The sequence below is a fragment of the Vreelandella titanicae genome, from assembly GCF_014697095.1.
GTDB lineage: Bacteria > Pseudomonadota > Gammaproteobacteria > Pseudomonadales > Halomonadaceae > Vreelandella > Vreelandella titanicae.
Genome location: NZ_CP059082.1, coordinates 1,838,824 through 1,859,947, shown reverse-complemented (window position 1 = coordinate 1,859,947; position 21,124 = coordinate 1,838,824). Strand labels below are relative to the sequence as shown.

The 21,124-nt window shown below is 55.5% G+C and carries 19 protein-coding genes; 7 read left to right on the top strand and 12 right to left on the bottom strand.

Annotation, left to right across the window (positions count from 1 at the left end; translation table 11 throughout):
- Window positions 1-15: 15 nt before the first annotated feature.
- The gene (dctP, locus tag HZS52_RS08650) at window positions 16-1,071 is read right to left on the bottom strand and encodes a TRAP transporter substrate-binding protein DctP (protein ID WP_022521837.1); all 1,056 of its coding nucleotides are present in this window, start codon (window positions 1,069-1,071) and stop codon (window positions 16-18) included.
- A gap of 187 nt (window positions 1,072-1,258) precedes the next feature.
- On the opposite strand from dctP, the gene HZS52_RS08645 reads away from it, so the two are divergent.
- The gene (locus HZS52_RS08645) at window positions 1,259-2,641 is read left to right on the top strand and encodes an aminotransferase-like domain-containing protein (protein WP_022521836.1); all 1,383 of its coding nucleotides are present in this window, start codon (window positions 1,259-1,261) and stop codon (window positions 2,639-2,641) included.
- Between the two features lie 131 nt (window positions 2,642-2,772).
- On the opposite strand, the gene moaB is transcribed toward HZS52_RS08645, so the two are convergent.
- From moaB to HZS52_RS08595, 10 genes are all read right to left on the bottom strand, one after another.
- Window positions 2,773-3,294: a molybdenum cofactor biosynthesis protein B gene (gene moaB / locus HZS52_RS08640; protein ID WP_022521835.1), complete on the bottom strand. Its 522-nt coding sequence runs from the start codon at window positions 3,292-3,294 to the stop codon at window positions 2,773-2,775.
- Between the two features lie 5 nt (window positions 3,295-3,299).
- On the bottom strand, window positions 3,300-3,632 hold the full coding sequence (locus HZS52_RS08635) for a DUF1244 domain-containing protein (RefSeq protein WP_088701875.1): 333 nt from the start codon (window positions 3,630-3,632) through the stop codon (window positions 3,300-3,302).
- Window positions 3,633-3,735: 103 nt separating this feature from the next.
- Window positions 3,736-4,836, bottom strand: coding sequence for a formate dehydrogenase subunit gamma (locus HZS52_RS08630; protein WP_009285875.1), 1,101 nt, complete (start codon window positions 4,834-4,836; stop codon window positions 3,736-3,738).
- 11 nt (window positions 4,837-4,847) lie between these two features.
- On the bottom strand, window positions 4,848-5,462 hold the full coding sequence (fdh3B, locus tag HZS52_RS08625) for a formate dehydrogenase FDH3 subunit beta (RefSeq protein ID WP_022521832.1): 615 nt from the start codon (window positions 5,460-5,462) through the stop codon (window positions 4,848-4,850).
- Window positions 5,463-5,526: 64 nt separating this feature from the next.
- Window positions 5,527-8,379, bottom strand: a complete 2,853-nt coding sequence (locus HZS52_RS08620; protein ID WP_009285876.1) for a molybdopterin-dependent oxidoreductase — start codon at window positions 8,377-8,379, stop codon at window positions 5,527-5,529.
- Between the two features lie 24 nt (window positions 8,380-8,403).
- Window positions 8,404-8,604, bottom strand: coding sequence for a twin-arginine translocation signal domain-containing protein (locus tag HZS52_RS08615; RefSeq protein WP_022521831.1), 201 nt, complete (start codon window positions 8,602-8,604; stop codon window positions 8,404-8,406).
- Between the two features lie 66 nt (window positions 8,605-8,670).
- Window positions 8,671-9,285, bottom strand: coding sequence for a TorD/DmsD family molecular chaperone (locus HZS52_RS08610; protein WP_041159346.1), 615 nt, complete (start codon window positions 9,283-9,285; stop codon window positions 8,671-8,673).
- Window positions 9,286-9,289: 4 nt separating this feature from the next.
- Window positions 9,290-11,017, bottom strand: a complete 1,728-nt coding sequence (locus HZS52_RS08605; protein WP_190374563.1) for a 4Fe-4S dicluster domain-containing protein — start codon at window positions 11,015-11,017, stop codon at window positions 9,290-9,292.
- Window positions 11,018-11,207: 190 nt separating this feature from the next.
- The gene (locus HZS52_RS08600; RefSeq protein ID WP_041159348.1) at window positions 11,208-11,840 is read right to left on the bottom strand and encodes a DUF3306 domain-containing protein; all 633 of its coding nucleotides are present in this window, start codon (window positions 11,838-11,840) and stop codon (window positions 11,208-11,210) included.
- Window positions 11,837-12,277, bottom strand: a complete 441-nt coding sequence (locus HZS52_RS08595) for a DUF3305 domain-containing protein (RefSeq protein WP_022521827.1) — start codon at window positions 12,275-12,277, stop codon at window positions 11,837-11,839. The genes HZS52_RS08600 and HZS52_RS08595 overlap by 4 nt, the downstream gene beginning before the upstream one ends.
- 198 nt (window positions 12,278-12,475) lie before the next feature.
- Between HZS52_RS08595 and HZS52_RS08590 the strand changes: the two genes are divergently transcribed.
- From HZS52_RS08590 to HZS52_RS08570, 5 genes are read left to right on the top strand one after another with little or no spacing between them, the layout of a single operon-like run.
- The gene (locus HZS52_RS08590) at window positions 12,476-13,351 is read left to right on the top strand and encodes a formate dehydrogenase accessory sulfurtransferase FdhD (protein ID WP_022521826.1); all 876 of its coding nucleotides are present in this window, start codon (window positions 12,476-12,478) and stop codon (window positions 13,349-13,351) included.
- Entirely contained in the window at window positions 13,348-13,974 is a 627-nt protein-coding gene (gene mobA, locus HZS52_RS08585) for a molybdenum cofactor guanylyltransferase MobA (protein WP_009285880.1), read from the top strand. The genes HZS52_RS08590 and mobA overlap by 4 nt, the downstream gene beginning before the upstream one ends.
- Window positions 13,971-15,242 carry a molybdopterin molybdotransferase MoeA gene (gene moeA, locus HZS52_RS08580; protein ID WP_039857293.1) on the top strand — a complete coding sequence of 424 codons (1,272 nt, stop codon included), beginning with the start codon at window positions 13,971-13,973 and terminating at the stop codon, window positions 15,240-15,242. Before mobA ends, moeA begins: the two co-directional genes overlap by 4 nt.
- Window positions 15,239-16,291, top strand: coding sequence for a GTP 3',8-cyclase MoaA (gene moaA / locus HZS52_RS08575; RefSeq protein WP_022521823.1), 1,053 nt, complete (start codon window positions 15,239-15,241; stop codon window positions 16,289-16,291). Before moeA ends, moaA begins: the two co-directional genes overlap by 4 nt.
- Before the next feature lie 3 nt (window positions 16,292-16,294).
- Window positions 16,295-17,311 (top strand): CobW family GTP-binding protein, encoded by a 1,017-nt coding sequence (locus HZS52_RS08570; RefSeq protein ID WP_141440604.1) that lies wholly within the window; start codon window positions 16,295-16,297, stop codon window positions 17,309-17,311.
- Here the strand turns inward: HZS52_RS08570 and HZS52_RS08565 are convergent.
- Window positions 17,308-20,016: a bifunctional diguanylate cyclase/phosphodiesterase gene (locus HZS52_RS08565; RefSeq protein WP_027957025.1), complete on the bottom strand. Its 2,709-nt coding sequence runs from the start codon at window positions 20,014-20,016 to the stop codon at window positions 17,308-17,310. The genes HZS52_RS08570 and HZS52_RS08565 overlap by 4 nt on opposite strands.
- A gap of 204 nt (window positions 20,017-20,220) precedes the next feature.
- Between HZS52_RS08565 and HZS52_RS08560 the strand changes: the two genes are divergently transcribed.
- Window positions 20,221-21,123: a LysR family transcriptional regulator gene (locus HZS52_RS08560; RefSeq protein WP_009285883.1), complete on the top strand. Its 903-nt coding sequence runs from the start codon at window positions 20,221-20,223 to the stop codon at window positions 21,121-21,123.
- Window position 21,124: the final 1 nt, after the last annotated feature.

The following is a 21,124-nucleotide window of genomic DNA, read 5'->3' as shown; positions in this document are numbered from 1 at the left end:
CCGTAAGGTAGGAACTCAGTCAATCAAGCCAAGTTCTTGCATGAATTCGATTTGGCTATTGAGAATTTCGTTAGCCAATTCGTCATCTCCAGCCGCTCTCCTCCATGCATTCATCGCGGTCGGGCGCCCTTCTGCAATGAGGTCGGGGCTCAAATGGGTGATCTGTACGCCTTGCGCTTCGAACTCTTCGAGAGCAACAGTATCCTGGGCAAGGATGTGCTGCCGTAAAGAAGACGAAATCTCACGGGCAGCCACTTCCAAGGCCGCTTTGTAAGAGTCAGGTAAACTATCGTAAGCCGCTTGGTTCGCTACATAACTGGTAGCTGTCGTGGGTTGGTGAAAGCCAGGTACAGCTATATATCCGGCCACTTCTCCCAAGCCTGCTTCAAAATTAGCGGTCAGGTCGCCGCGATCGGCAAGATCAATGACCCCTTTTTCAAGTGCTTGATACACCTCTGCCGTAGGCAATCCTGTCGTAGACACACCAAATTCGCTCATCACCGTGCTGGCCAAGCCAACGAAACGGCCTTTTTTGCCATCCAGATCATCCAGAGATTCGATAGGAAATTTAGAATGGATGGGTTCTTGCCCATAAACCGTAGGTGCAATGTAGTAGAGACCAGCTGACGCATAGGCCTGACGAGCCAGCTCAATTCCCCCTTTCTCATAGAACCAAGCTTCGTACTGGTCAGACTCAGGAAAACCAAACGGTACTGTGCTGGTGAACGCGAAAGCAGGTATAGAACCTGCTTCATAGCCGTCAAATGTCTTCATCATCTGGAAGGCACCTGCACGTACAGCTTCAAATGCTTGGGCCGCTGGCACTAATTGTCCACCGGCAAACAATCGAATTTCAAACTTCCCATCAGTTAATTCGGACACCCTCTCTACAAATTTTTCTTCGTATTCATAGGGCGTCGTCCCCGCATCCCAAAGCGCCTGCATTCGCCAGTTTACGCTGGGCAGATCCTCGGCAATAGCAATAGAAGGAGCCACACAGGCTGTCACAGTGGACACAGCTGCGACCGTTTTTAAAAAGAACCAGCTTTTATTTATGGTTGTTAAGTTCACGATGCTCTCCATGGTGAATGGCAGTGCTATTAGCGCGAACTAGAGACCGCTGCATCACCGATTATTGTTAGAAATAAAACATACTCTTATCTTAAGTTAGGGTGATAGAGAAAGCTGGACAAGGTACAATATTCAAAATTGACCCATGTACTGTACCCTTTCCTTAATGGGTACAATTGAGCCTTTTATGAAGCAAAAACCACCTCGAGCACAACAAGTCGCCAATACAGTTATTGAGCGCATTGAGCAGGGACAGCTAACGGCGGGGACAAGATTACCCTCCATTCGCAATGCAACCCTGAGCTTTGGGGTTTCAAAAAATACTATAATTGATGCTTATGACCGCTTAGTCGCGACTGGATATATCAGCCCTCGGCGCGGTTCTGGCTTTTATGTGGAAGCAACCAGACCAGCTCACCCAGCTATCAAGCCTGAACATTTTACTGAAGCGGTCGACTTGGTTTCTCTATTAAGAGAACAATTGAATCAGCATTATGAAGTCAGAGCCGGAGATGGACGCCTGCCGGCAAGTTGGATGGAAAGCTCGGACATACGCCGCTATTTCAAACGCAGCAATCAGGATAATGACGCCAGAGATGAGTTCGAATACGGCAACCCTCAGGGATTGATCGGCCTGCGAGAAGATATCGCCAGAACGCTAAACGATCGTGCAATTAGCGTTCATCCAAATCAAATCTTGATGACGTTCGGCGCCAACCATGCACTCGACCTGATTGTTAGGCATTTTGTAGAGCCCGGTGAAGTGGTGCTAGTTGAAAGCCCTGGTTATTACCCAATGTTTGGTAAATTACGCCTACAGCGTGCCAAAACCATCGGCATCACTAGAGGACCTCAAGGGCTGGATCTCGATATGCTGGAACAGAGTATCCGGGAATACCGGCCAAGGCTTTTGTTTGTTCAGCCTATGGCTCACAACCCTACCGGCACATCCATGTCTCTCCAGAATATGCATGCCTTATTACGTATCGCTGAACAGCATGATTTAACCATCATTGAAGACGATCCTTTTGGTGATATTCTCCCCCGATCAACGCCTCACCTTGCTTCGCTCGATGGCCTTAACCGAGTCATATACGTTGGCACTTTTTCCAAAACGCTATCTGCCAGTATGCGTTGTGGCTACATTGCAGCTAATCAGACGCTGGTTCGGTCACTGATTGATATTAAAATGCTCACGGTGGTTACCAGTTCAAGCATTATTGAAAGGATGATCCATGAAATGATCATTCATGGTCGCTATCGTCGCCAAATGACTCGTTTACGCGAGAGAGTGGCCAAGGCTAGCGCAGCAGCGATCTCCTCGTTGAAAAATATTGGTTTCAAGCAAATTCAGCCACCCACCGGGAGTTACTACATTTGGTGCCCTTTACCAAAAAGCGTAGACGGCCTTGAGCTAGCAAAAAAAGCCTCTGCACAGGGGATTTTCCTAGCACCTGGAAATTTGTTTACTTTAGGCAATGACGAGTCAGGGTCAGCTCTTCGAATCAATATTGCTCTAGCGAATCACCCTTTATTACTAAACTTTCTAAAGGAAGAAGCACTGAGCTAGCCGGTTAAAACCAATGCAGCTATTGCATTGACACTAACTTTCAAGAGCGCGACGACAGCGCAACCCCAATACAAGTCGCCACGCAAACTTGTTGCTACAGCAAGCGGCAGCCTGGAAAATATGCCACTCATTCAACCATGCTGGCCTCGACCTGGGATGACCAGATTAGCGAAGTTGCAGGGTTTGTGGCGGCTATCCAATTGCTCTGCCAGAATGCCGTCCCAGCCGGTGCGGCAGGCGCCGGTTGAGCCAGGCAGGCAGAACACTACCGTGGCGTTGGCTAAGCCGCCGAGGCAGCGGCTCTGGATGGTGGAACTGCCAATTTCCTCACCACTTAGCTGACGAAAGCGTTCTCCAAAGCCTTCGATGCGCTTATCCAGCAGCACCGAGATGGCTTCAGGGGTAGAGTCACGCCCAGTGAAGCCAGTGCCTCCGGTGGTGATGACTACCTGCACATCCGCCTCGGCGATCCAGTTCGCGACCACCGCACGAATACGATAGACATCGTCAGGCACTATGCGCTTTTCAACGAGAGTATGACCGGCGTTGGTTAGCCGCTCGACCAAGGCTTGACCGCTCCGATCCGTCTCTTCCGTGCGGGTATCCGAGACCGTGAGTACGGCTATGTTGAGGGGCACCATTGGCTCACTCATTGACGTCACCCTTGTTTGGCTGCTTTCTTTTTGGCGTGGTGAGCTTCCCAGGCCGCCATTTGCTCAGGCGTAGCGGGCGGCTGGTAAAGCTCCTTCCACTCGCTGTAAGGCATACCGTAAACGTACTCGCGGGCCTCTTCGTAGTTGAGGCTTTCATCCCGCGCTTCAGCAGCGCTAACCAGCCATTTCGATAAGCAGTTGCGGCAAAAGTCCGCCAGAATCATCAGATCGATATTCTGGACATCTTTGTTATCGTCCAGATGCTGTAGCAAACGCCGAAACGCGGCGGCTTCAAGCTCGGTGCGCGTGGTTGGGTCTAACTCATCAAACGCTGACATAACCGTTCCTCTCATACATGGCTTGGGTTATTTAATAACTTAAGGTGAAGCATAACAAAAGACACCGCCGAAAGGCGGTGTCTTAGCGACCATTAAATGCTTATTAACTGGTTCGCGTTGCCGACGGTTCACTGCTGCCGCCAGATGACTTGCGGGCCGCCACCTCTTGTTCCGATAGCGTTTGGTCTTTGACCTCTTCGTACCAAAGATTATGGTGCTCTTTGGCCCAGGTCTCATCCACATAGCCCGTGGTCATACCTTCTAGCGCGCCTTCGGTACCCAACGTGCCGATATAGATATGGCCGAGGGAAACCGCCGTAAGCCCCAATGCGCCCACTGCGTGGATAATATTGGCCCACTGCATGGTGTCACGGCCCTGGTCGAAGTTGGGGAAGTCGAGCACGAAGCCACTGGCAACCACTAAGATTCCCACCGTCGCTAACAGCCAGTACCAGGCTTTTTCACCACCGTTGGCAAAACCAGCATCCACATGCTTTTTGCCAATCATACCGCCGCCTTTCTTGAACCATACCCAGTCGTGCTTTTTGGGAATATTGTCTTTGATCAAGCTGACCAGCAGGATCACCAGCAGAATGCCAAAGATCGGCCCCAGGTAGTTATGCAGCACTTTTGTCGCCGCAATCATCCAGGCCCAAATCCCATCGCCAAACAGTGGGCGGAACACGAATTTACCGAACAGCAGCGTCATCCCGGTCAGCGCCAGAATGATAAACAGCGTTGCTACCGTCCAGTGCAGCGCGCGTTTCATCAGCGTCCAACGCAAAAGTAGACGCCCCGTGCGCGGCGCCTCAAGCTCTTTACGCCCGACAATGAAGTAGAACAGCGCGATCAGCGCCGCCATGCCAAATACCGCAATCAAACCAAACGGCGACACCCAGCGGTTGCGAATCTGCCGCCAGGTTTCACCGCTTGCATTGATCAAGCTGTAGTCGCTTTCATAACGCGAGTCACGGTAGTTAGGCCCGGTCTCTCCACTGCGTACCTGACGCCACTGGTCGGCGGTAATGCCGGGGGCAGCGGTGTTCATTTCACGGTCAGGATCCGCTTGAGCCAACGCCACTTGCGTGAAGCCGAGGCTAAGCACCAGAGCAAACGCCACCAACATAAAGCGCCAAATACCCAGGGCGAGCCCTTTACCTGAGCGTGGCACCCCACCGGATGCCTGTGCAGTCAACAGGTTCATGACACGCCTCCTTACCCTTTATGGGCAGCATCATAGGCTAGGTTGTCGGCACTGGCCTGAGGGTTATTAGACCAGGCGCCATCTTTGTGCCCGCGATGGACAACACGCTGACGGAAGATATCGGCCACGTCTTGGGCATCACCGGCAAGCAGCGCTTTGGTGGAGCACATCTCAGCACACAGCGGCAGTTTACCTTCGGCAATACGGTTGGAACCGTACTTCTCGTACTCCTCTTCTTTGCTTTCGGCCGGGCCGCCCGCGCAGAAGGTACATTTGTCCATCTTGCCGCGCTCACCAAAGGCATCCTGCTGGGGAAACTGCGGGGCGCCAAACGGGCAGGCGTAAAGGCAGTAACCACAGCCGATGCAGAGGTCTTTGTCGTGCAGCACGATGCCGTCATCGGTTTTGTAGAAGCAGTCGGTGGGGCACACCGCCATGCAAGGGGCGTCGTCACAGTGCATGCAGGCGACGGAGATGGACATTTCATCCGCTTCACCGTCGTTGAGCGTGACCACGCGACGGCGCTGAATGCCCCACTCGACATCGTTGGCATTTTTACAGGCGGTGACGCAGCCGTTGCACTCAATGCAGCGTTCGGCGTCACACATAAATTTCATTTGAGCCATGGTGTTCTCCTCATGCCGGTGCGGGATGGCTCCCGCACCGCCGTGCTGTCAGGTCGGTCGAAGCTTAAGCCCGCTCAATGCGGCAGATGGTGCACTTGGTCTCTTGCATCAGTGTCACCGGGTCATAGCCGTAGGTGGTGGCGGTATTGGCCGCCTCACCAATGATGTACGGATCAGACCCATCCGGGTAACGGTCACGCAGGCTTTCGCCCTGGAACATGCCGCCAAAGTGGAACGGCATAAACGCTACGTTACGATCGACGCGAGGAGTGACCAGGGCTTTGACCTTCACACGGCCCCCTTCTGCCCCTTCTACCCAAACATCGTCACCATCTTTGATGCTGAGGTCGTTGGCGTCCGCCGGGTTAATTTCGACAAACATCTCCTGCTGCAGCTCGGCAAGCCACGACATGGAGCGCGTCTCTTCACCGCCACCTTCATACTCAACCAGGCGCCCAGAGGTGAGAATCATTGGATACTCGCCAGTGTTGTCGCGATCCTGAATGGTTTTGTACATGGTCGGCAGGCGCATGATGGAGTCGAAGTCGTCCCAAGTAGGGAAGCGTTCAACCAAATCGCGACGCGTGGTGTAGAGCGGCTCACGGTGCTTCGGCACTTGGTCGGGGAAAGTCCAGACCACAGCGCGTGCCTTGGCGTTGCCGTAAGGCGCGCAGCCATGCTCAATGGTGACACGCTGGATACCGCCAGAGAGGTCGGTTTTCCAGTTTTTGCCTTCCGCCGCCTGTTTCTCTTCGGCGGTCAGGTCGTCCCACCAGCCTAGGTCTTTGAGCAGTTGGTCGTTGAACTCTGGATAGCCGTCGTCGATATCGCCACCTACCGGCGCTGACCCTTCCGCCAGAAGGTTGACGCCGTCACGCTCGATACCAAAACGGGCACGGAAGCCCATGCCACCTTCCATCACCGGCACGCTGGTGTCGTAAAGGTTAGGCGAGCCTGGGTGGCCGAACTCTGGCGTGCCCCAGCAGGGCCACGGCAAGCCGTAGTAATCACCGTCCGCCGGGCCGCCCTCTGCGCGCAGATTCTCGAAGCTGAACGTGTGCCAGTTTTTCTGGTGCTCTTTGAGGCGTTCGGGGCTTTGCCCGGTGTAACCGACCGTCCACATACCGCTGTTGATTTCGCGCAGAATGTCATCGATGAGCGGCTCGTCGCCGTTCATCTGGTAGTTCTTGACCAACTCATTACCGAAGCCCAGCTTACGAGCAAACAGGTACATGATTTCGTGGTCGGGCTTGGACTCAAACAGCGGCTCAATCACGCGGTCACGCCACTGAATCGAGCGGTTAGTCGCGGTGACACTGCCTGTGGTTTCGAACTGGGTGGCCGCTGGCAGCAGATACACGCCGTCGCTGCGGTCATGCATAACCGAAGCAACGGTAGGATAAGGGTCAACGATGACCATCATCTCAAGCTTCTGCATCGCTTTTTGCATCTCGACGCCGCGAGTCTGGGAGTTAACCGCGTGGCCCCAGTAGAACATTGCTTTCAGCGCGGTACGCTGGGAGATATTCTCGTCCTCTTCGAGCACGCCATCGACCCAGCGCGATACGGTAATACCGGCAGTGTACATGGGCTTACCATCGGCATACTCGGTATCGTCATAGCGGCCTTTAAGCCACTCGTAGTCGAGATCCCACACCTGCGCCCAGTGCTGCCAGGCACCTTCCGCCAAACCGTAGTAACCCGGCAATGAATCGCAGCCAAGGCCCAGGTCGGTCGCCCCCTGTACGTTATCATGGCCACGCAGGATGTTAGCGCCGCCGCCCGCCACACCGATATTCCCCAGCGCTAGCTCAAGAATGCAGTAAGCGCGGGTATTGTTGTTGCCGGTGGTGTGCTGGGTGCCGCCCATACACCAGACCACACAGCCAGGCCGGTTGTCGGAGAGGCGTTTAGCGACATCGTACATCTCGGCTTCGGGGACACCGGTGACTTCTTCTACAACGCTGGGCGGGAAGTTGGCGACTTCAGCGCGCACTTCATCCATACCGTAAACGCGCTGATTGATGTACTCGTTGTCTTCCCAGCCATTTTCAAAAATGTGCCATAACAAGCCCCAAATATAGGCGACGTCCGAACCGGGACGTAGACGCACGTATTTGTTGGCCTTGGCGGCAGTACGGGTAAAGCGAGGGTCAGCGACGATAATGTCGCAATTGTTGCGCTCTTTAGCGATCAGGATATGCTGCATCGCCACCGGGTGCGCTTCACTGGGGTTGGAGCCAATGAACAGAATCGCCTTGCTGTTATGCATGTCGTTGAGCGAGTTGGTCATCGCTCCATAACCCCAGGTATTCGCCACGCCGGCCACGGTGGTGGAGTGGCAGATACGCGCCTGGTGGTCGGTATTGTTGGTGCCCCACAGCGAGGCAAGCTTGCGCATTAAATACGCCTGCTCGTTGCTGAACTTAGCCGAGCCCAACCAGTAAACGCTGTCCGGGCCGTGCTCTTCGCGCAGCTCAAGCAGTTTGTCGCCAATCTCGTTAATGGCGTCATCCCAGCTCATACGCTCCCACTCACCCGCGACTAACTTCATTGGGTACTTGAGACGCCGCGTGGAGTGGCCGTGCTGCCGCAGCGAAGCACCTTTCGCACAGTGCGCGCCACGGTTGATAGGGTGATCAAAAGCGGGTTCCTGCTTAGTCCAAATGCCCTCTTGAACTTCGGCATACACGCCACAACCTACTGAACAGTGGGAGCAGATGGTGCGTTTGGTCTCGACCGGCGAGTCCAGCACGGGGGTTTTATCGGCTGCTTCTGAGCGCTGCATCATGGGCGCACTCATAAAGCCAACGGCGGCCATACCGCCAGTGGCTGCACCGCTGCGTTTGAGGAACTGGCGACGGGAAATACCCAGCCCTGAGGCCTTGGGGGTGTCTGTTTTGCGAGTTAAGCGCATGGCAAATCTCCTGGCATTCCGCCGTCAGTCACGCAGCGAGGCGTAATAAGCACGGACGTGATCAGTCTCACGGTAGTTAACCGTTGGTTTTTCGTTTTTCACCGGGGCAGTGTCAGCCTGTGCCAGAGTGACATGACCGACTGCCGCCGCGGCGCCAGCAGCGGCGGTTCCCAACCCAACGGTTTTCATAAACCGACGGCGCTCAGCGTTGTGTGACGGTTGCATGGGTTTCTCCTCTTGCATGCTTTTTTATGCGGGTCTTTTTTTGCTGTTTCTTTTATGAAGCCTGCGTTAAGGCTCAAGAATACGCACTGGCGTATGGCCCGCATCAACCCTCAAGCGAGCCTGTTCGCTCTCCATAAAAGCGCTACCCAACTGCCCCAGCGCTGCATAGAAAGCGGTGTCTACCTGCCCCAGGTCGGCAAAACAGCTGGCCGCCCAGGGGGCTAAATGTTGGCTAAAGAAATAACCCTGCTCAGAGCTTTCGGCGTCGATCAGCATCGCCATCACTTCACACAGAGCCGCCAGATGATCTTCCGGATCCCGGGTATGCTCACTGCGTTCAAAGCCAAGCACTTTTAGGTCTTGGCGCAGCGCCACCAGCGCCGCCTCCATCAATTCGCCGTTGCGGTACCAGGAGGCGTAGGGCACCACCTCACCTTGAATCACACCGACCAAGTGGCGAAAGTGAGCTCGCTGCAGTCTCTCAGCATCCGCACCGTTGGCCGCTACCGCCAACGACTGCCAGCACTCTGCCAGGCGGCTACCATCTTGCTCGATAGTTAGCTCAGCCAACCAGTCGAGTAGTTCTGGATCTGGCGCTTGGCGCAGTAGCGTGGCTAACAGCCGGTAGATATCGGCGCGTAGCGCATCCGCTTCTTTGAGCGTGGGCAGTGCATCCGTCATCGGCTTATACCTTCAGTTGCGCGTCAGGGTCGCGAATCATGGTTTTCCAGACATCTTTTACCCGGCAGTCTTCGCACATTTCCAGGCGGATCATCGCCTCGCCGGCGAAGTAGGGGTGGTTAGCCAATTTCTGTTTAATAGTAGCGACCGTGCTGACAGTGGCAAACGGCTTACCGCAGTTGATGCACTCAAAGGCCGCTTCTTCGTGACAGATGTGGCGCGTTTCTCGGGCATTGGATGCCAGAAAGCCTGGCATCAGAGTAATCGCATTTTCCGGGCAAGCCTGCTCACACAAACCACACTGCACACAGTCCGCTTCAAGGAAGCTCAGCGCGGGCGTTTTGCCGCCTGATTTTAATGCCGGGGTCGGGCAGTTGCTGACACAGGCGTGGCAGAGCGTGCAGGCATCGCTATCGACTTGAATGGCGCCGTAGGCAGCGCCTGCTGGCATAGCAGCCCGCTCGCCGTTGGGGTTGCCCAATTCAGCCAACCGCGCTAGCACACGGTTAAAGCGCGCACGCTTTTCTGGCTCAGGCAGGCTTAGCGGTGACTCTGTCAACGGCGTGAGTGCCGGTAGCGCATCCCTGCCTGCATCATCGGCTATCTCGATCAGCTTTATGCGAGCACGGTCATGGCCTAGGGCGTCCAATAGGGCATGCGCTTGAGTGAGCTGATCGGTCAAAAAGGCGCTTAAGCGGGCGGGCATATTGGGGTGCAGTTGGATACGCACTTCGGCGGCACCGGCGGCCAGAGCGGTTAGCCACTGGTCATGGCCCGCTGCGCCCAGCTCTTCTAGCGGTGCGTCGATGACATGACCTGCGGGCACTACGCCCGCTGCGCGCTCAGCGTCTTGGGAATCATGGGTAATAAAACGCAGCACCGGCGCTTGACCACCCGCTTCGCGGTAGGCGCCCAGCCAAGCAGAGAGCGTATCCTGCTGACGGCGCGTTTCCGGTAGGCGAAATTCGATAGCGCCAGTGGGACAGGCACTGGTGCAACTGCCCACGCCTTGGCAGAGAAAGGGATCAATCTCGATGTGAGATTCAATCCGCCCCTGAATGCTGGAGATGGCATCCGCAGGGCAAACATCCAAACAGCGGGTACAGCCAATGTTGCCGCTGGTAGAGTGGGCACATAAGTCGCTATTGACCTGAAAATAACGCGGCTTGTCGAATTCGCCCACCAGCCCCACAAAATCGTCGAGGATGTCGTTGCGCTGCTCGACATTCTGCCACTGCATTACCACATAGCCAGGCGGTGGTAATTCCACCGGTAGGCAAGGAGAGGCATTTAAATCCAGGACTAGGTCAAACGCCTCTCGCTCGATCAGCGCACGGGCAAGATCAAGCGGCTCATCGCCATCAAGCAGCGTTTTGAACATGCCCAAATGGCCGCTAATGCGCAGCTTTTCTGCCTGGGCGCGGGTTAGCGCCTGGGTGGTGAGGATCTCGGTGGCAGCGAGCAAGTCACTATCATTAACTCCGTCGTCAACGCCTTCGGCGTTGGGCGCGGTAAAAACCAGCGTCAATGAAGCCAAACCACGCCCTTGCAGAATACGCGCGGCTTGTCGGGTATCGCGCTCACTGCCGAGCAGCAGCGCATGACCACGGCTGTGATAGGTCACATTGGCAGGCGTTAGGTTAGCGGGCCACGAGATACGCTGGCGTACCGTCTCCCGAGCCTCGGCATTGCGCTGGTCGTCTAGCGACGCCAGTTGGATTCGTTGATTCATGCGCTCTCACGGTCAGTGAATAATTCTTATTATAATTTTGAGTTATACTATCTAACTATTGTGGCATAACAATGCATAGAAGCTAAGTTCAGCCTATGGCGAAATACGTATTTTGCCAAATTAATTACCGTCAACGCTGGCGACTGTTAACACACCCAATAATTTGATTTTTATAATTTTATCACTAATCTCATGTTTTCGTCTTAGGATCAGATAAATAATCAGACTGGTCGTCTAGTAAGGTGTTTTCTACAGTTTTGACACCATCATCGCGAGGTGTTGAGGAGTCGTCCTCTAGCGCGACCGGTTTCTCACTTGTTTGCTCGTTCTCTGCCAACTCTTTTGGGGACTCGGGCTCGTCTAGCGACTTATCAACCGCCTCTTCCACTTTATGCGTCCAGCGGCGCAGTTTGCTGGCGAGCTCGGAGTCCATGGGCTTTAACAGCTGATTGTAGTCGGCATCATAGTCATCCAGGCCGTCGCGAACGTTGTAGTTGCCGGTGGCCCACAGGCGCTTCAAAGCACGCCGCCGCAGGGCTCCGCTTACTCCTGGCACCATAAAGGCGCTGAAGTCGCTGCCCGCTTCCAGCGTTTCAGGGTCGGGCAAGGTGTGGTCTAAGCTGCCGGGCTTAGGTGCTGGTTCTGAAGGCGATTGTTCTGCAGGAGACTGTTCTAGTGATGTCTGCTCTGGCGCTTCCTGCGCGGCATCAGGTGAAATATCCGATTTGGCCGCCAGTTCCTCAACGGGCTCTGTAACCGGCGGCGCATCTTGCTCTTGGGGAACGTTGCGTTTTAGGCGCGACCAGCGCTCTAGGCGGCTCATTGCGGCTGCTCCTTGGTGGGGGTCTCTTTGGCGCGCCCCGCTCCTTTGCGTTTTTTCTTGCGCATCTCCATCGGCGCTTCGCCGTGGCGTGCGAGGTAGCTCTCAATCCAGACCTGAATGGCCATGGGCATTGGTGCTTCGAGCACCTGCTGCTCACCGTCCATCCAACCGGCTGCCACGTCCTGACTAGCGGTAATCGCATCAGGTTTGGGTGTTTGCCCAGTAAAACCCGCTCGCACAAATAGCCGTGGGGTGGCAGACGTCAGGTTGAAACGGTAGGCAGCACGCTCGGTCATCGACAACTGCAGGTTAAGCACATTGGGGCCCTGATCACTCAGGGTAAGCTCTGCAATACGCCACTGGGTTAGCGTAAAGCTTTTCACCTGCTTAGCCTCGGCGACCAGGGTGATACTCAGTGAACGTAAATTATCAGACATCGCGTTAAACCCCTTAGCGAAGTATCTAAGCACAGCACTTGAGCACAGTACTTAAGCGAAGCACCTAGACTTTGAACGGATAGCAGTCGAACAGGTAGACAAGTAAGCCTCTCCAGCGCCATCATCGTCAACTCTGACCTTTTTACTCAGGTATTTTATCAGGCTCAGATGCTTTCATATCAGCAGCGAGGATTGCGGATGCACGCCCTTCAGTTAAGCCGAGCCCGCTTACCGGCCACTACCGAGATCAGCATCGTTGACGAGTATGGCGATGCACGCCAGCAGGCGATTGCCGCTGAAAGAGCGTTGACGGTCTACCTCAACAAGCGTGAAATTGTCACTTTGATGACCTTGGGTGACGACCCGGAGGCTCTGGTGGTCGGCTATCTGCGCAATCAGGGGCTGCTGAACGCCGCGGCTGATTTAGAGGCCGTGCAAGTCGATTGGGAAGTAGAAGCCGCGGTAGTGATTACTCGCCATCTGCCCGAGGATTTAGAAATACGCTTAAGCACCCGTACGGTCACCACCGGCTGCGGCCAGGGCACGGTATTTGGTAAACTGCTCGACCAAACCGCTCTCACGGCGCTGCCCGATACTCAATTGGCACAATCCACGCTTTATCAGCTGCTGCAAAACCTTAACGCCTACAACGAGACCTACCGCAGCGCTGGCGCCGTTCATGGCTGCGCGCTGTGCCAGCAAACCGACGTACTCGACTTTGTTGAAGACGTAGGACGGCATAACGCGGTGGATACCTTGGCGGGGCGCCAATGGCTACAACAGGCCGACAGCGCCAATGCGGATATTTTCTACACCACCGGGAGACTGACTTCCGAAATGGTACTCAAAGTGGCACAAATGGGCATTAGCGTGCTGGTTTCTCGCTCAGGCGTCACCCAAAAAGGCGTCGAACTGGCCGAACGCTTCGGCGTGATGTTAATTGCCCGCGCCAAAGGGCGCCATTTCCAAGCGATCAACACCCAAAACCGTTTAGCCCTGGACGCTATTCCACCGCGCCCATCCCATGCCCGTTCATCGCAAGAATACCGCTCATCAAAAAAGGCAAGCTCATGATCCCTACTCACGACCTCACTGGCATGGTTCTCGCGGGCGGCGAAGGGCGCCGAATGGGCGGTCGTGACAAAGGGCTGGAGCCTTTTGCGGGCCTGCCACTCGTCGGCCATGTGGTGAAGCGCCTTGAAGGTCAGGTGGCCGAGCTACTGATTAACGCCAACCGCAATGCTGACGCCTATCGCTTTTTCGCCGATCGCGTTATAGCGGATGTTGTAATGGACGGTGCCGAAGGCGGCTTTAAAGGCCCTTTGATGGGGATCTATAGCGGCCTGCAGGCGGCAAAAACGCCGTGGCTACTGGTCGTTCCCTGCGACTCCCCCGCCCTACCTGACGATTTAGTGGCGCGCATGGTACAAGGTATTGGCCAGCATGATATCGCTGTGGCTTTTGATGGCGAACGGCTGCACCCGGTAGTTGCACTACTGCGTACCTCGCTGGCCGATGATTTGGCCGCCACCTTGGCCGAGGGCGAGCGTAAGATCGATCGTTGGTATGCTCGCCATGCTTGGTGCAAGGTTGATATGTCGGACTGCCCTGATGCCTTTGCTAACCTTAATACTGAGGAAGAGAAGCTGCACCTGGAAAAAGTACTCATGGGTTCTTCGAGCAAGGAGGTGAAATGACCCTCTCCTGCTTTGATCTTGGCGAGCAGATGCTCAGCGTGGACGAAGCGCGTCAGGCGCTCGCCACCTTGATTGAACGCCCGCTGGGCAGCGAACGGATTCCGCTGGCGCAGGCTCATGGTCGCCGATTGGCCACAACCGTGAAAGCCCCCATTAACGTGCCGCAAAATACCAATGCGGCCATGGACGGCGTAGCGCTAGCCTTGCCCAGAGAAGGTGTTGGAGCCAAGCAGACCCGCTGGCCGTTGGCTGGAGAGGTGTTGGCCGGTCAGTATCGCCGCGAATTAGTACCTGCCGGTCACTGTGTACGCATCACCACCGGTGCCCCACTGCCGCCGGGCACCGATACCGTGGTGATGAGTGAACAGCTCCGCGAACCGTTAGATGAGCAGCCTGGGCATGTGATCATCGCGTCGCCAGAACTCCTCAAACACGGCCAACATGTTCGCCAGGCCGGTGAGGATATTGGTCTCGGCGACACGGCACTGCCTGCGGGAGCACGGCTCGATGCGGCGGCCCTAGGGCTTTTAGCGTCGTTAGGTTACGCAGATGTTGCCGTATGTCAGCGCCCAAGGGTGGCGATCTTTTCCACTGGCAATGAAGTCGCTGCTCCCGGTGAGCCGCTGCCTAAAGCAGGTATATACGATGCCAATCGCTTCACCCTGATGGGCTTGCTTGCCGAACACGGCGCCGATGTCATTGACCTGGGCATTCTCCCAGACGATTTAAACGCCATTAAAACGGCCCTTGAAGACGCTGCAGAGCAGAGCGATTTGGTAATCACCAGCGGCGGTGTTTCCGTTGGCCAGGCTGACTTTACCCGTGAGGCTCTGGAACAGTTAGGCCGCCTAGCCTTCTGGCGGGTAGCGCTGCGACCTGGGCGCCCCATGGCTTGCGGCTGGCTGGGTGAAAAGCGCACGCCGTTTGTTGGCTTGCCCGGCAATCCGGTGGCGGTCATGGTAACCTTTCTACAGTTTGTCTCGCCGCTGCTGGATCGGCTGTATGGGCAGCCGACATCAACACCCCATCGCCTTACTGCGATTGCCGACACCGCCATAAAAAGTCGCTTGAAGCGCACTGACTTTATCCGTGGCGTTTACCATACTGATAGCGAAGGACGGTTACTCGTGCGTAGTACCGGCGCCCAGGGTTCGGGCATTTTAACCTCGATGGTGGCTGCTAACTGCTTGATTGAGCTTGCCGACGACCAGGCAGGCGCCCAGCCAGGCGAGGTAGTCAGCATACAACCACTAACGGGATGGCTATGACCGAGCAACGACCCGCACAACCACAAGCTAATCAGCAGCGATCTGTCCAGCCAGACGCTGACCAGCAACTGATCGACGACTTTGGTCGGCGCATTAGCTACGTGCGCATCTCGGTCACCGATCGCTGCGATTTCCGCTGCGTGTACTGCATGAGCGAGGAGATGACGTTTCTGCCCCGCGCCCAGGTACTGACGCTGGAAGAGATCGCTATGGTGGCGCGCGCTTTCACTGAGTTGGGGGTCGAGAAAATTCGCCTTACCGGCGGCGAACCGCTGGTACGCCGCGGCATTGAGCAACTGGTCGATGAGATCGGCGCCATGCCAGGCCTTAACGACTTCACCATGACCACTAACGGCGCCAGCCTACGCAAGCACGCCAAGCAGCTTTACTCAAGCGGTCTGCGGCGGCTGAACATTAGTCTGGACTCGCTAAATGCGGAGCGCTTTAAGCAGCTCACCCGCACCGGCGATTTAGCCAAAGTGATCGACGGCATTCATGCCGCCCAGGAAGCGGGCTTTAAACGCATCAAGCTCAACGCGGTGATCTTAAAAGGTCGCAATGACGACGAAGTAATAGACCTGGTCACCTTTGCACGCCAGGAAAACCTCGATATTAGCTTTATCGAAGAGATGCCGCTGGGCGATGTTTCTGACCACTCACGGGCGGAAACCTTCTACTCCAGCGATGACGTTCAAGACTTGATCGAAACGCGCTATCCGCTGATCCCCACGACCGAAACCACACCCGGCCCATCGCGCTACTTCAAGATGGCCGATAGCGACAGCCGGGTTGGGTTTATTTCCCCCCATAGCCACAACTTTTGCGATACCTGTAACCGGGTGCGCGTGACCGTGGAAGGCCGTTTGCTGCTGTGCTTAGGCAACGAACACTCGGTCGATCTTCGCGCCGTGCTGCGCCGCCACCCCGGCAATATGCAGGCGCTAAAAGAGGCGATCATCAACGCCCTGCCGCTTAAACCGGAACGCCATCACTTCACCACCGATGGCGATGTGCAGGTAGTACGCTTTATGAATATGACAGGGGGCTAGGCGTTGGCAGCGTCAGAGCGGTTGGCAAAAGTGCCGGTGCATATCATTACCGGCTTTCTAGGCAGCGGTAAAACAACGCTTATACACAGCCTCATCGAACAGAAGCCTGTGGATGAAACCTGGGCCATTTTGGTCAACGAGTTTGGCCAAATCGGCATCGACCAGGCGATGTTTGATGCCCGTGACGATGTGGTGGTGAAAGGCCTTCCCGGCGGCTGCCTTTGCTGCCAGCTCGCCTTTGTACTGCAAGCGGCGCTGGTGAATTTACTCGCACGCAGCAAGCCTGATCGCGTCATCATCGAGCCTTCAGGCCTTGGCCACCCGGCAGGTCTGTTGGATCTACTGCGAGGGGAAGCCTTCCAGGAAGTGGTCGAGGTACGCGATATTATTGCTACTCTCGACCCACGCCGATTAGATGACGCCCGCTCCCGAACGCACGACACCTTCCGCGACCAGCTCGATATGGCCGATGCCGTGGCACTCACCATGCTCGACCAGAGCACGCCCGAGCAGCTCGGCGCCGCTCATGCGTTTGTGGCACAGCGCTGGCCGCCGCGTAAATGGGTGCAGGAAGCTCCCCAAGGCGAACTACCCATAGGACTGTTGACCCAGAGCGGACGCGCCGAAGGGAGCGATATCAGCGTACCCGCCAACCATCAACAGTTGGCGGCAACACCCAGCTTAGCCGGGTCTTTTTTTGATTTTCCGCCCCCGCCCGGCAAGCCCCAGCGTGAAACCGGCACTTCGCTGGGCTACACCAGTACGGGGTTACGTTGGCACCCAAGCGAGCGCTTCGACCTGGATAGCTTGGCCACCTGTTTGGGAGAACTCCCCAGAGAGGCACGCATTAAAGGCGTGTTTCATACCGATAGCGGCTGGAAACGCTTTAACCGCGCCGGAGGTACGCTGAGCGTTGAAAGCAGCGCGTGGCGGCAAGACTCCCGGCTGGAAGTTATTCTTCCCGATACGAGCCCCGCTCTCGATATCGAAGGCCAACTCCGCTTACTGACGCTGGGTTAAGCGCCCGTAATCAATCTCTCGATGGCCTCTGCAGTAACCGGCCGCCCAAACAGATAGCCTTGATAAGCGTGACAGTCGTGCGCCAGTAGCCACGCCTGCTGCGCTTTGGTCTCTACGCCTTCTGCAATGACCTCTAGATTGAGGCTCTCTGCCAGGGCAATGGTACTCTCGACAATCGCTGCGTTGGCTTGGCTTTCGAGCACCTGCTGCACAAAGGATTGGTCGATTTTTAGTTGATCCAGCGGCAGTTGCGCTAAATAGGCCAGGGACGAGTAGCCGGTACCAAAATCATCCAGAGAGAAGCGTACACCGCGCGCTTTAAGGGCAAGCATTTTATCTCTGGCGTCGTCTCGCGCTTCCACAAACAGTGACTCGGTCACCTCCAGTTTTAGCCGCTGAAGCGGCGCCTGAGTGCGCGCAAACACCCCCTCTACACGAGCCAGAAACTGCTCATCGCGAAACTGAAGCGGACTAATATTCACCGATATGGTCAGTTTGCTTAGCCGTGGATGCTGCGCCCAACGCGCTAATTGATAGCAGGCATCTTCCAATACCCATTCGCCTACATCATTTATCAGCTCATTGCTTTCCAGCAGCGGAATGAAATCGCCTGGTGAAACAATGCCGCGTTCAGGATGATGCCAGCGCAGCAGCGCCTCAACGCCAGTGATCACGCCATGGTGATCCACTTGGGGCTGATAATAGAGCTGCCACTGCTGGCTGGCCTGCGCTTGGCGCAGATCCGCTTCTAATTTCACATGGGCCAGAAGCGCAGCCTGCATCGAGGGGTCAAAAAAGCACACGCCATGGCGGCCGTTGTTCTTAGCCTGAAAGAGCGCCATATCTACCTGCTGCAGGTAGTCATCCACGCCGTACTCATTGCTGGCCATGATCGCAATACCAATACTCCCCGTCACCGTGATGCTCTCTTCGGCCAGAGTGATTGATTCGTTAAGAGTTGCCAGCAGCTTGTGCGCAATACGCTCTGCCAGCCGGGTGGTTTGAGCGTAATTGCTATCCACGCCTTCGATTAATACCGCAAATTCATCGCTTCCCAGCCGCGCCAAGGTATCGGTATCGCGCAACATCTGCCCCATTCGCCGAGCAACGCTCTGCAATACTTGATCCCCCGCATAGTGCCCCAGAGTGTCATTGATTTGCTTAAAGTTATCGATATCGATAAATAGCAGTGCGCCGCAACGCTGATGGCGCTGAAGCTCTTTAAGGGCATTACCTATGCGATCCATAAACAGCCGCCGGTTGGCCAACCCGGTTAAGGTGTCATAAAATGCTAGCTGATGAATCTCTTGTTCAGCGGCTTTACGCTCGCTGATATCGCTCATGGTGGCCACGTAGTGAGTTAAGGTGCCCTCAACGCTGTAGACAGCGCTAATGGTTAGCCACTCGGGAAACAGTTCACCATTCTTACGCTGGTTCCATATCTCGCCTTCCCAGTTGCCGGTTTTGATAACACGCTTCCATAAACGGCGGTAAAAGGCGGCGTTTTGTAGCCCAGAGCTAAACATGCGCGGATTGTTACCCACTATCTCCGCTTCGCTATAGCCGGTAATGCGGCTGAAGGTCTCATTCACCTTAAGAATGATGCCCTGTGGATCGGTAATAAGGATGCCTAAGTGCGTCTGGAAGGCGGCAGCGGCGATTTGGGCCTCGGCACGGGCCTGTTCACGCTCCTCAATACGCTGACGTAGTTGATGCGACAACGCTAAACGATTCAGGTAGTGGCGCGCCCCCCAAGCACCCAGCAGGGCAATCACTGCCGTCACCAACATTAAAATCAAAGCACGCTGCCGCCAGGCCGAGAGCAATTCGTGAAGATCAACGCCAACCACAGCCAGCATCGGATACTCGCCTACTCTCAGCATGCGAAACAGCCGTTTGCGGCCATCAATAGGTGAGTCAATGTTGATTGACCATGTGGACTCACCACGGGTAAGCCACTCGGCCGTTTCTGGGCTCTCAATTTGACTGCCAATCGAAAATGGCTTTTCGGGGGTCGGGTAGCGAGCAATAAATTTTAATCCGGGGTCGACCAGGGCAATGCTCTCGCCGTCATAGACACTCATCTGCTCCAGGGCGTCGGCAAACACTTCAGGTACAATGCTAGAGATGACCACCCCAGCAAACTCGCCGGACGAGGTTTCTAATCGTCGACCATGGTACAAATAGTAGCGTTGGTCACTGATAGACCAGTAAAGCGGGGTAATCAGTTCTTCTTGTCCTGCTTGCTTAAAGGCATTAAACAACGTCGTATCGCTGATATCAGCACCTGCTCTTCGGCTGCTGCGGCCACTCGCCATTACTCGACCTTCAGCGCTCAACACAGCGATTTCGTCCACCATGGGCACATACAGGGTCAGGTTTTCTAGCGAGCGCTGAAGGGCCTGGGCATTATCGCTATCTGGCATGCCTTGCAGGGTTAGCATCTCAGCAAGCCCAAAAAGCGCTTGCCCGCTTTGTGCAAATACGCCTTTTGCCCACTCAGCAACCACATTAGCGCGGGCGGTAATCCGCGACTCGGCGGCCTCAATTTCTTGCCGATACTGTTCACTCAGCAGCCAGCCGAAAAGCACCATCATGACAAGCAGTGCTAGCAGATATAGCGCAATCACATGGCGGCGCTGTTGGCGATAAGTCTTGGTGGCTTTCAATACATCATCATTTACATCATTGGAGGTAGCGGACATCGCGCAGAAGCCTTATTCAGGTAACCCAGGGGGACACCTGATACAGTGTAAAAAGTAACTAAAAATGATACATAACACGCGCTGACACGTGGCTTTATCCGATAGTGCCGCGGTGCTTTTAGGATGTATATCAGTTTTTATCACCGTTAATGCCCTGAAAAGCGTGACGTTATGCATGGATAGCCAATCTACCAGGAAATTGTTATGGCATCGCTGGGCCAAATGAGCGACTACGAGATACGCCTAATCCGTATTTTTAAGACGGTCGTTGAGTGCGGTGGCTTTACCGCGGCGGAAACCACGCTGGGCATTAGTCGTTCGGCGATTAGCCAACACATGAACGACTTGGAGGGGAGGCTGGGGTTTTCGCTCTGCCAGCGGGGGCGTGGCGGGTTTAGTTTAACCGAAGAGGGTAAAGAGATTTATCAGGCAGGGTTAACGCTACTGACCGCGCTTGAAACGTTTAAAAGCGACGTTAACGCGCTGCATCAAACGATCAAAGGCGAGCTGAATATCGGCATCACCGACAACCTGGTAACGCTACCCGCCATGCACGTGACCAACGCCCTGGCAGAGCTTAGCGCGCCGGAGCATGAGGTAACGCTGCACATTCATATGGAGCCTTCTGACGCGGTCATTAGAGGCGTCATGGATGGCCACTTGCACGTCGGCGTAGTGCCTGCAGTGAACCTGCCCACCAGCTTAGAAGCGCGGCACCTTTACGACGAGCCATCGTATCTTTACTGCGCGGCTGGCCATCCGCTGTTTACTGAGGATGATGATACGCTTAGCTGTGCAGATATCGCCCAACACTCGGCTATTTCACCCCGCTATCCGCTACCGATTGAGGCCCGGCAGGCGCATGACGCGCTAAGCCTGCGAGCTTCGGCATCCGACCGCGAAGGCGCAGCCTTTTTGATTCTTACCGGGCGCTTTATCGGCTTTCTGCCTGAACACGTCGCAGCACAGTGGGTGGCAGCGGGCAAGATGCGAGCGTTGCATGCCAACACGCAGCACTACCGCATCCCCTTTGTGCTGATCACCCGCCACGACCGCCGCCCCAACCGAGTGGTCGATGCGTTTCTACGCTTAATCAAAAGCAGCTAAA

Excerpts from the sequence above, each read along its gene's own strand:
- HZS52_RS08565 (WP_027957025.1), bottom strand. The coding sequence starts at position 20,016 with ATGTCCGCTACCTCCAATGATGTAAATGATGATGTATTGAAAGCCACC.
- fdh3B (WP_022521832.1), bottom strand. The coding sequence starts at position 5,462 with ATGGCTCAAATGAAATTTATGTGTGACGCCGAACGCTGCATTGAGTGC.
- HZS52_RS08590 (WP_022521826.1), top strand. The coding sequence starts at position 12,476 with ATGCACGCCCTTCAGTTAAGCCGAGCCCGCTTACCGGCCACTACCGAG.
- HZS52_RS08610 (WP_041159346.1), bottom strand. The coding sequence starts at position 9,285 with ATGACGGATGCACTGCCCACGCTCAAAGAAGCGGATGCGCTACGCGCC.
- HZS52_RS08560 (WP_009285883.1), top strand. The coding sequence starts at position 20,221 with ATGGCATCGCTGGGCCAAATGAGCGACTACGAGATACGCCTAATCCGT.
- HZS52_RS08595 (WP_022521827.1), bottom strand. The coding sequence starts at position 12,277 with ATGTCTGATAATTTACGTTCACTGAGTATCACCCTGGTCGCCGAGGCT.
- moaB (WP_022521835.1), bottom strand. The coding sequence starts at position 3,294 with ATGAGTGAGCCAATGGTGCCCCTCAACATAGCCGTACTCACGGTCTCG.
- moaA (WP_022521823.1), top strand. The coding sequence starts at position 15,239 with ATGACCGAGCAACGACCCGCACAACCACAAGCTAATCAGCAGCGATCT.
- HZS52_RS08635 (WP_088701875.1), bottom strand. The coding sequence starts at position 3,632 with ATGTCAGCGTTTGATGAGTTAGACCCAACCACGCGCACCGAGCTTGAA.
- HZS52_RS08615 (WP_022521831.1), bottom strand. The coding sequence starts at position 8,604 with ATGCAACCGTCACACAACGCTGAGCGCCGTCGGTTTATGAAAACCGTT.
- HZS52_RS08620 (WP_009285876.1), bottom strand. The coding sequence starts at position 8,379 with ATGCGCTTAACTCGCAAAACAGACACCCCCAAGGCCTCAGGGCTGGGT.
- moeA (WP_039857293.1), top strand. The coding sequence starts at position 13,971 with ATGACCCTCTCCTGCTTTGATCTTGGCGAGCAGATGCTCAGCGTGGAC.
- HZS52_RS08630 (WP_009285875.1), bottom strand. The coding sequence starts at position 4,836 with ATGAACCTGTTGACTGCACAGGCATCCGGTGGGGTGCCACGCTCAGGT.
- mobA (WP_009285880.1), top strand. The coding sequence starts at position 13,348 with ATGATCCCTACTCACGACCTCACTGGCATGGTTCTCGCGGGCGGCGAA.
- HZS52_RS08645 (WP_022521836.1), top strand. The coding sequence starts at position 1,259 with ATGAAGCAAAAACCACCTCGAGCACAACAAGTCGCCAATACAGTTATT.
- HZS52_RS08600 (WP_041159348.1), bottom strand. The coding sequence starts at position 11,840 with ATGAGCCGCCTAGAGCGCTGGTCGCGCCTAAAACGCAACGTTCCCCAA.
- HZS52_RS08605 (WP_190374563.1), bottom strand. The coding sequence starts at position 11,017 with ATGAATCAACGAATCCAACTGGCGTCGCTAGACGACCAGCGCAATGCC.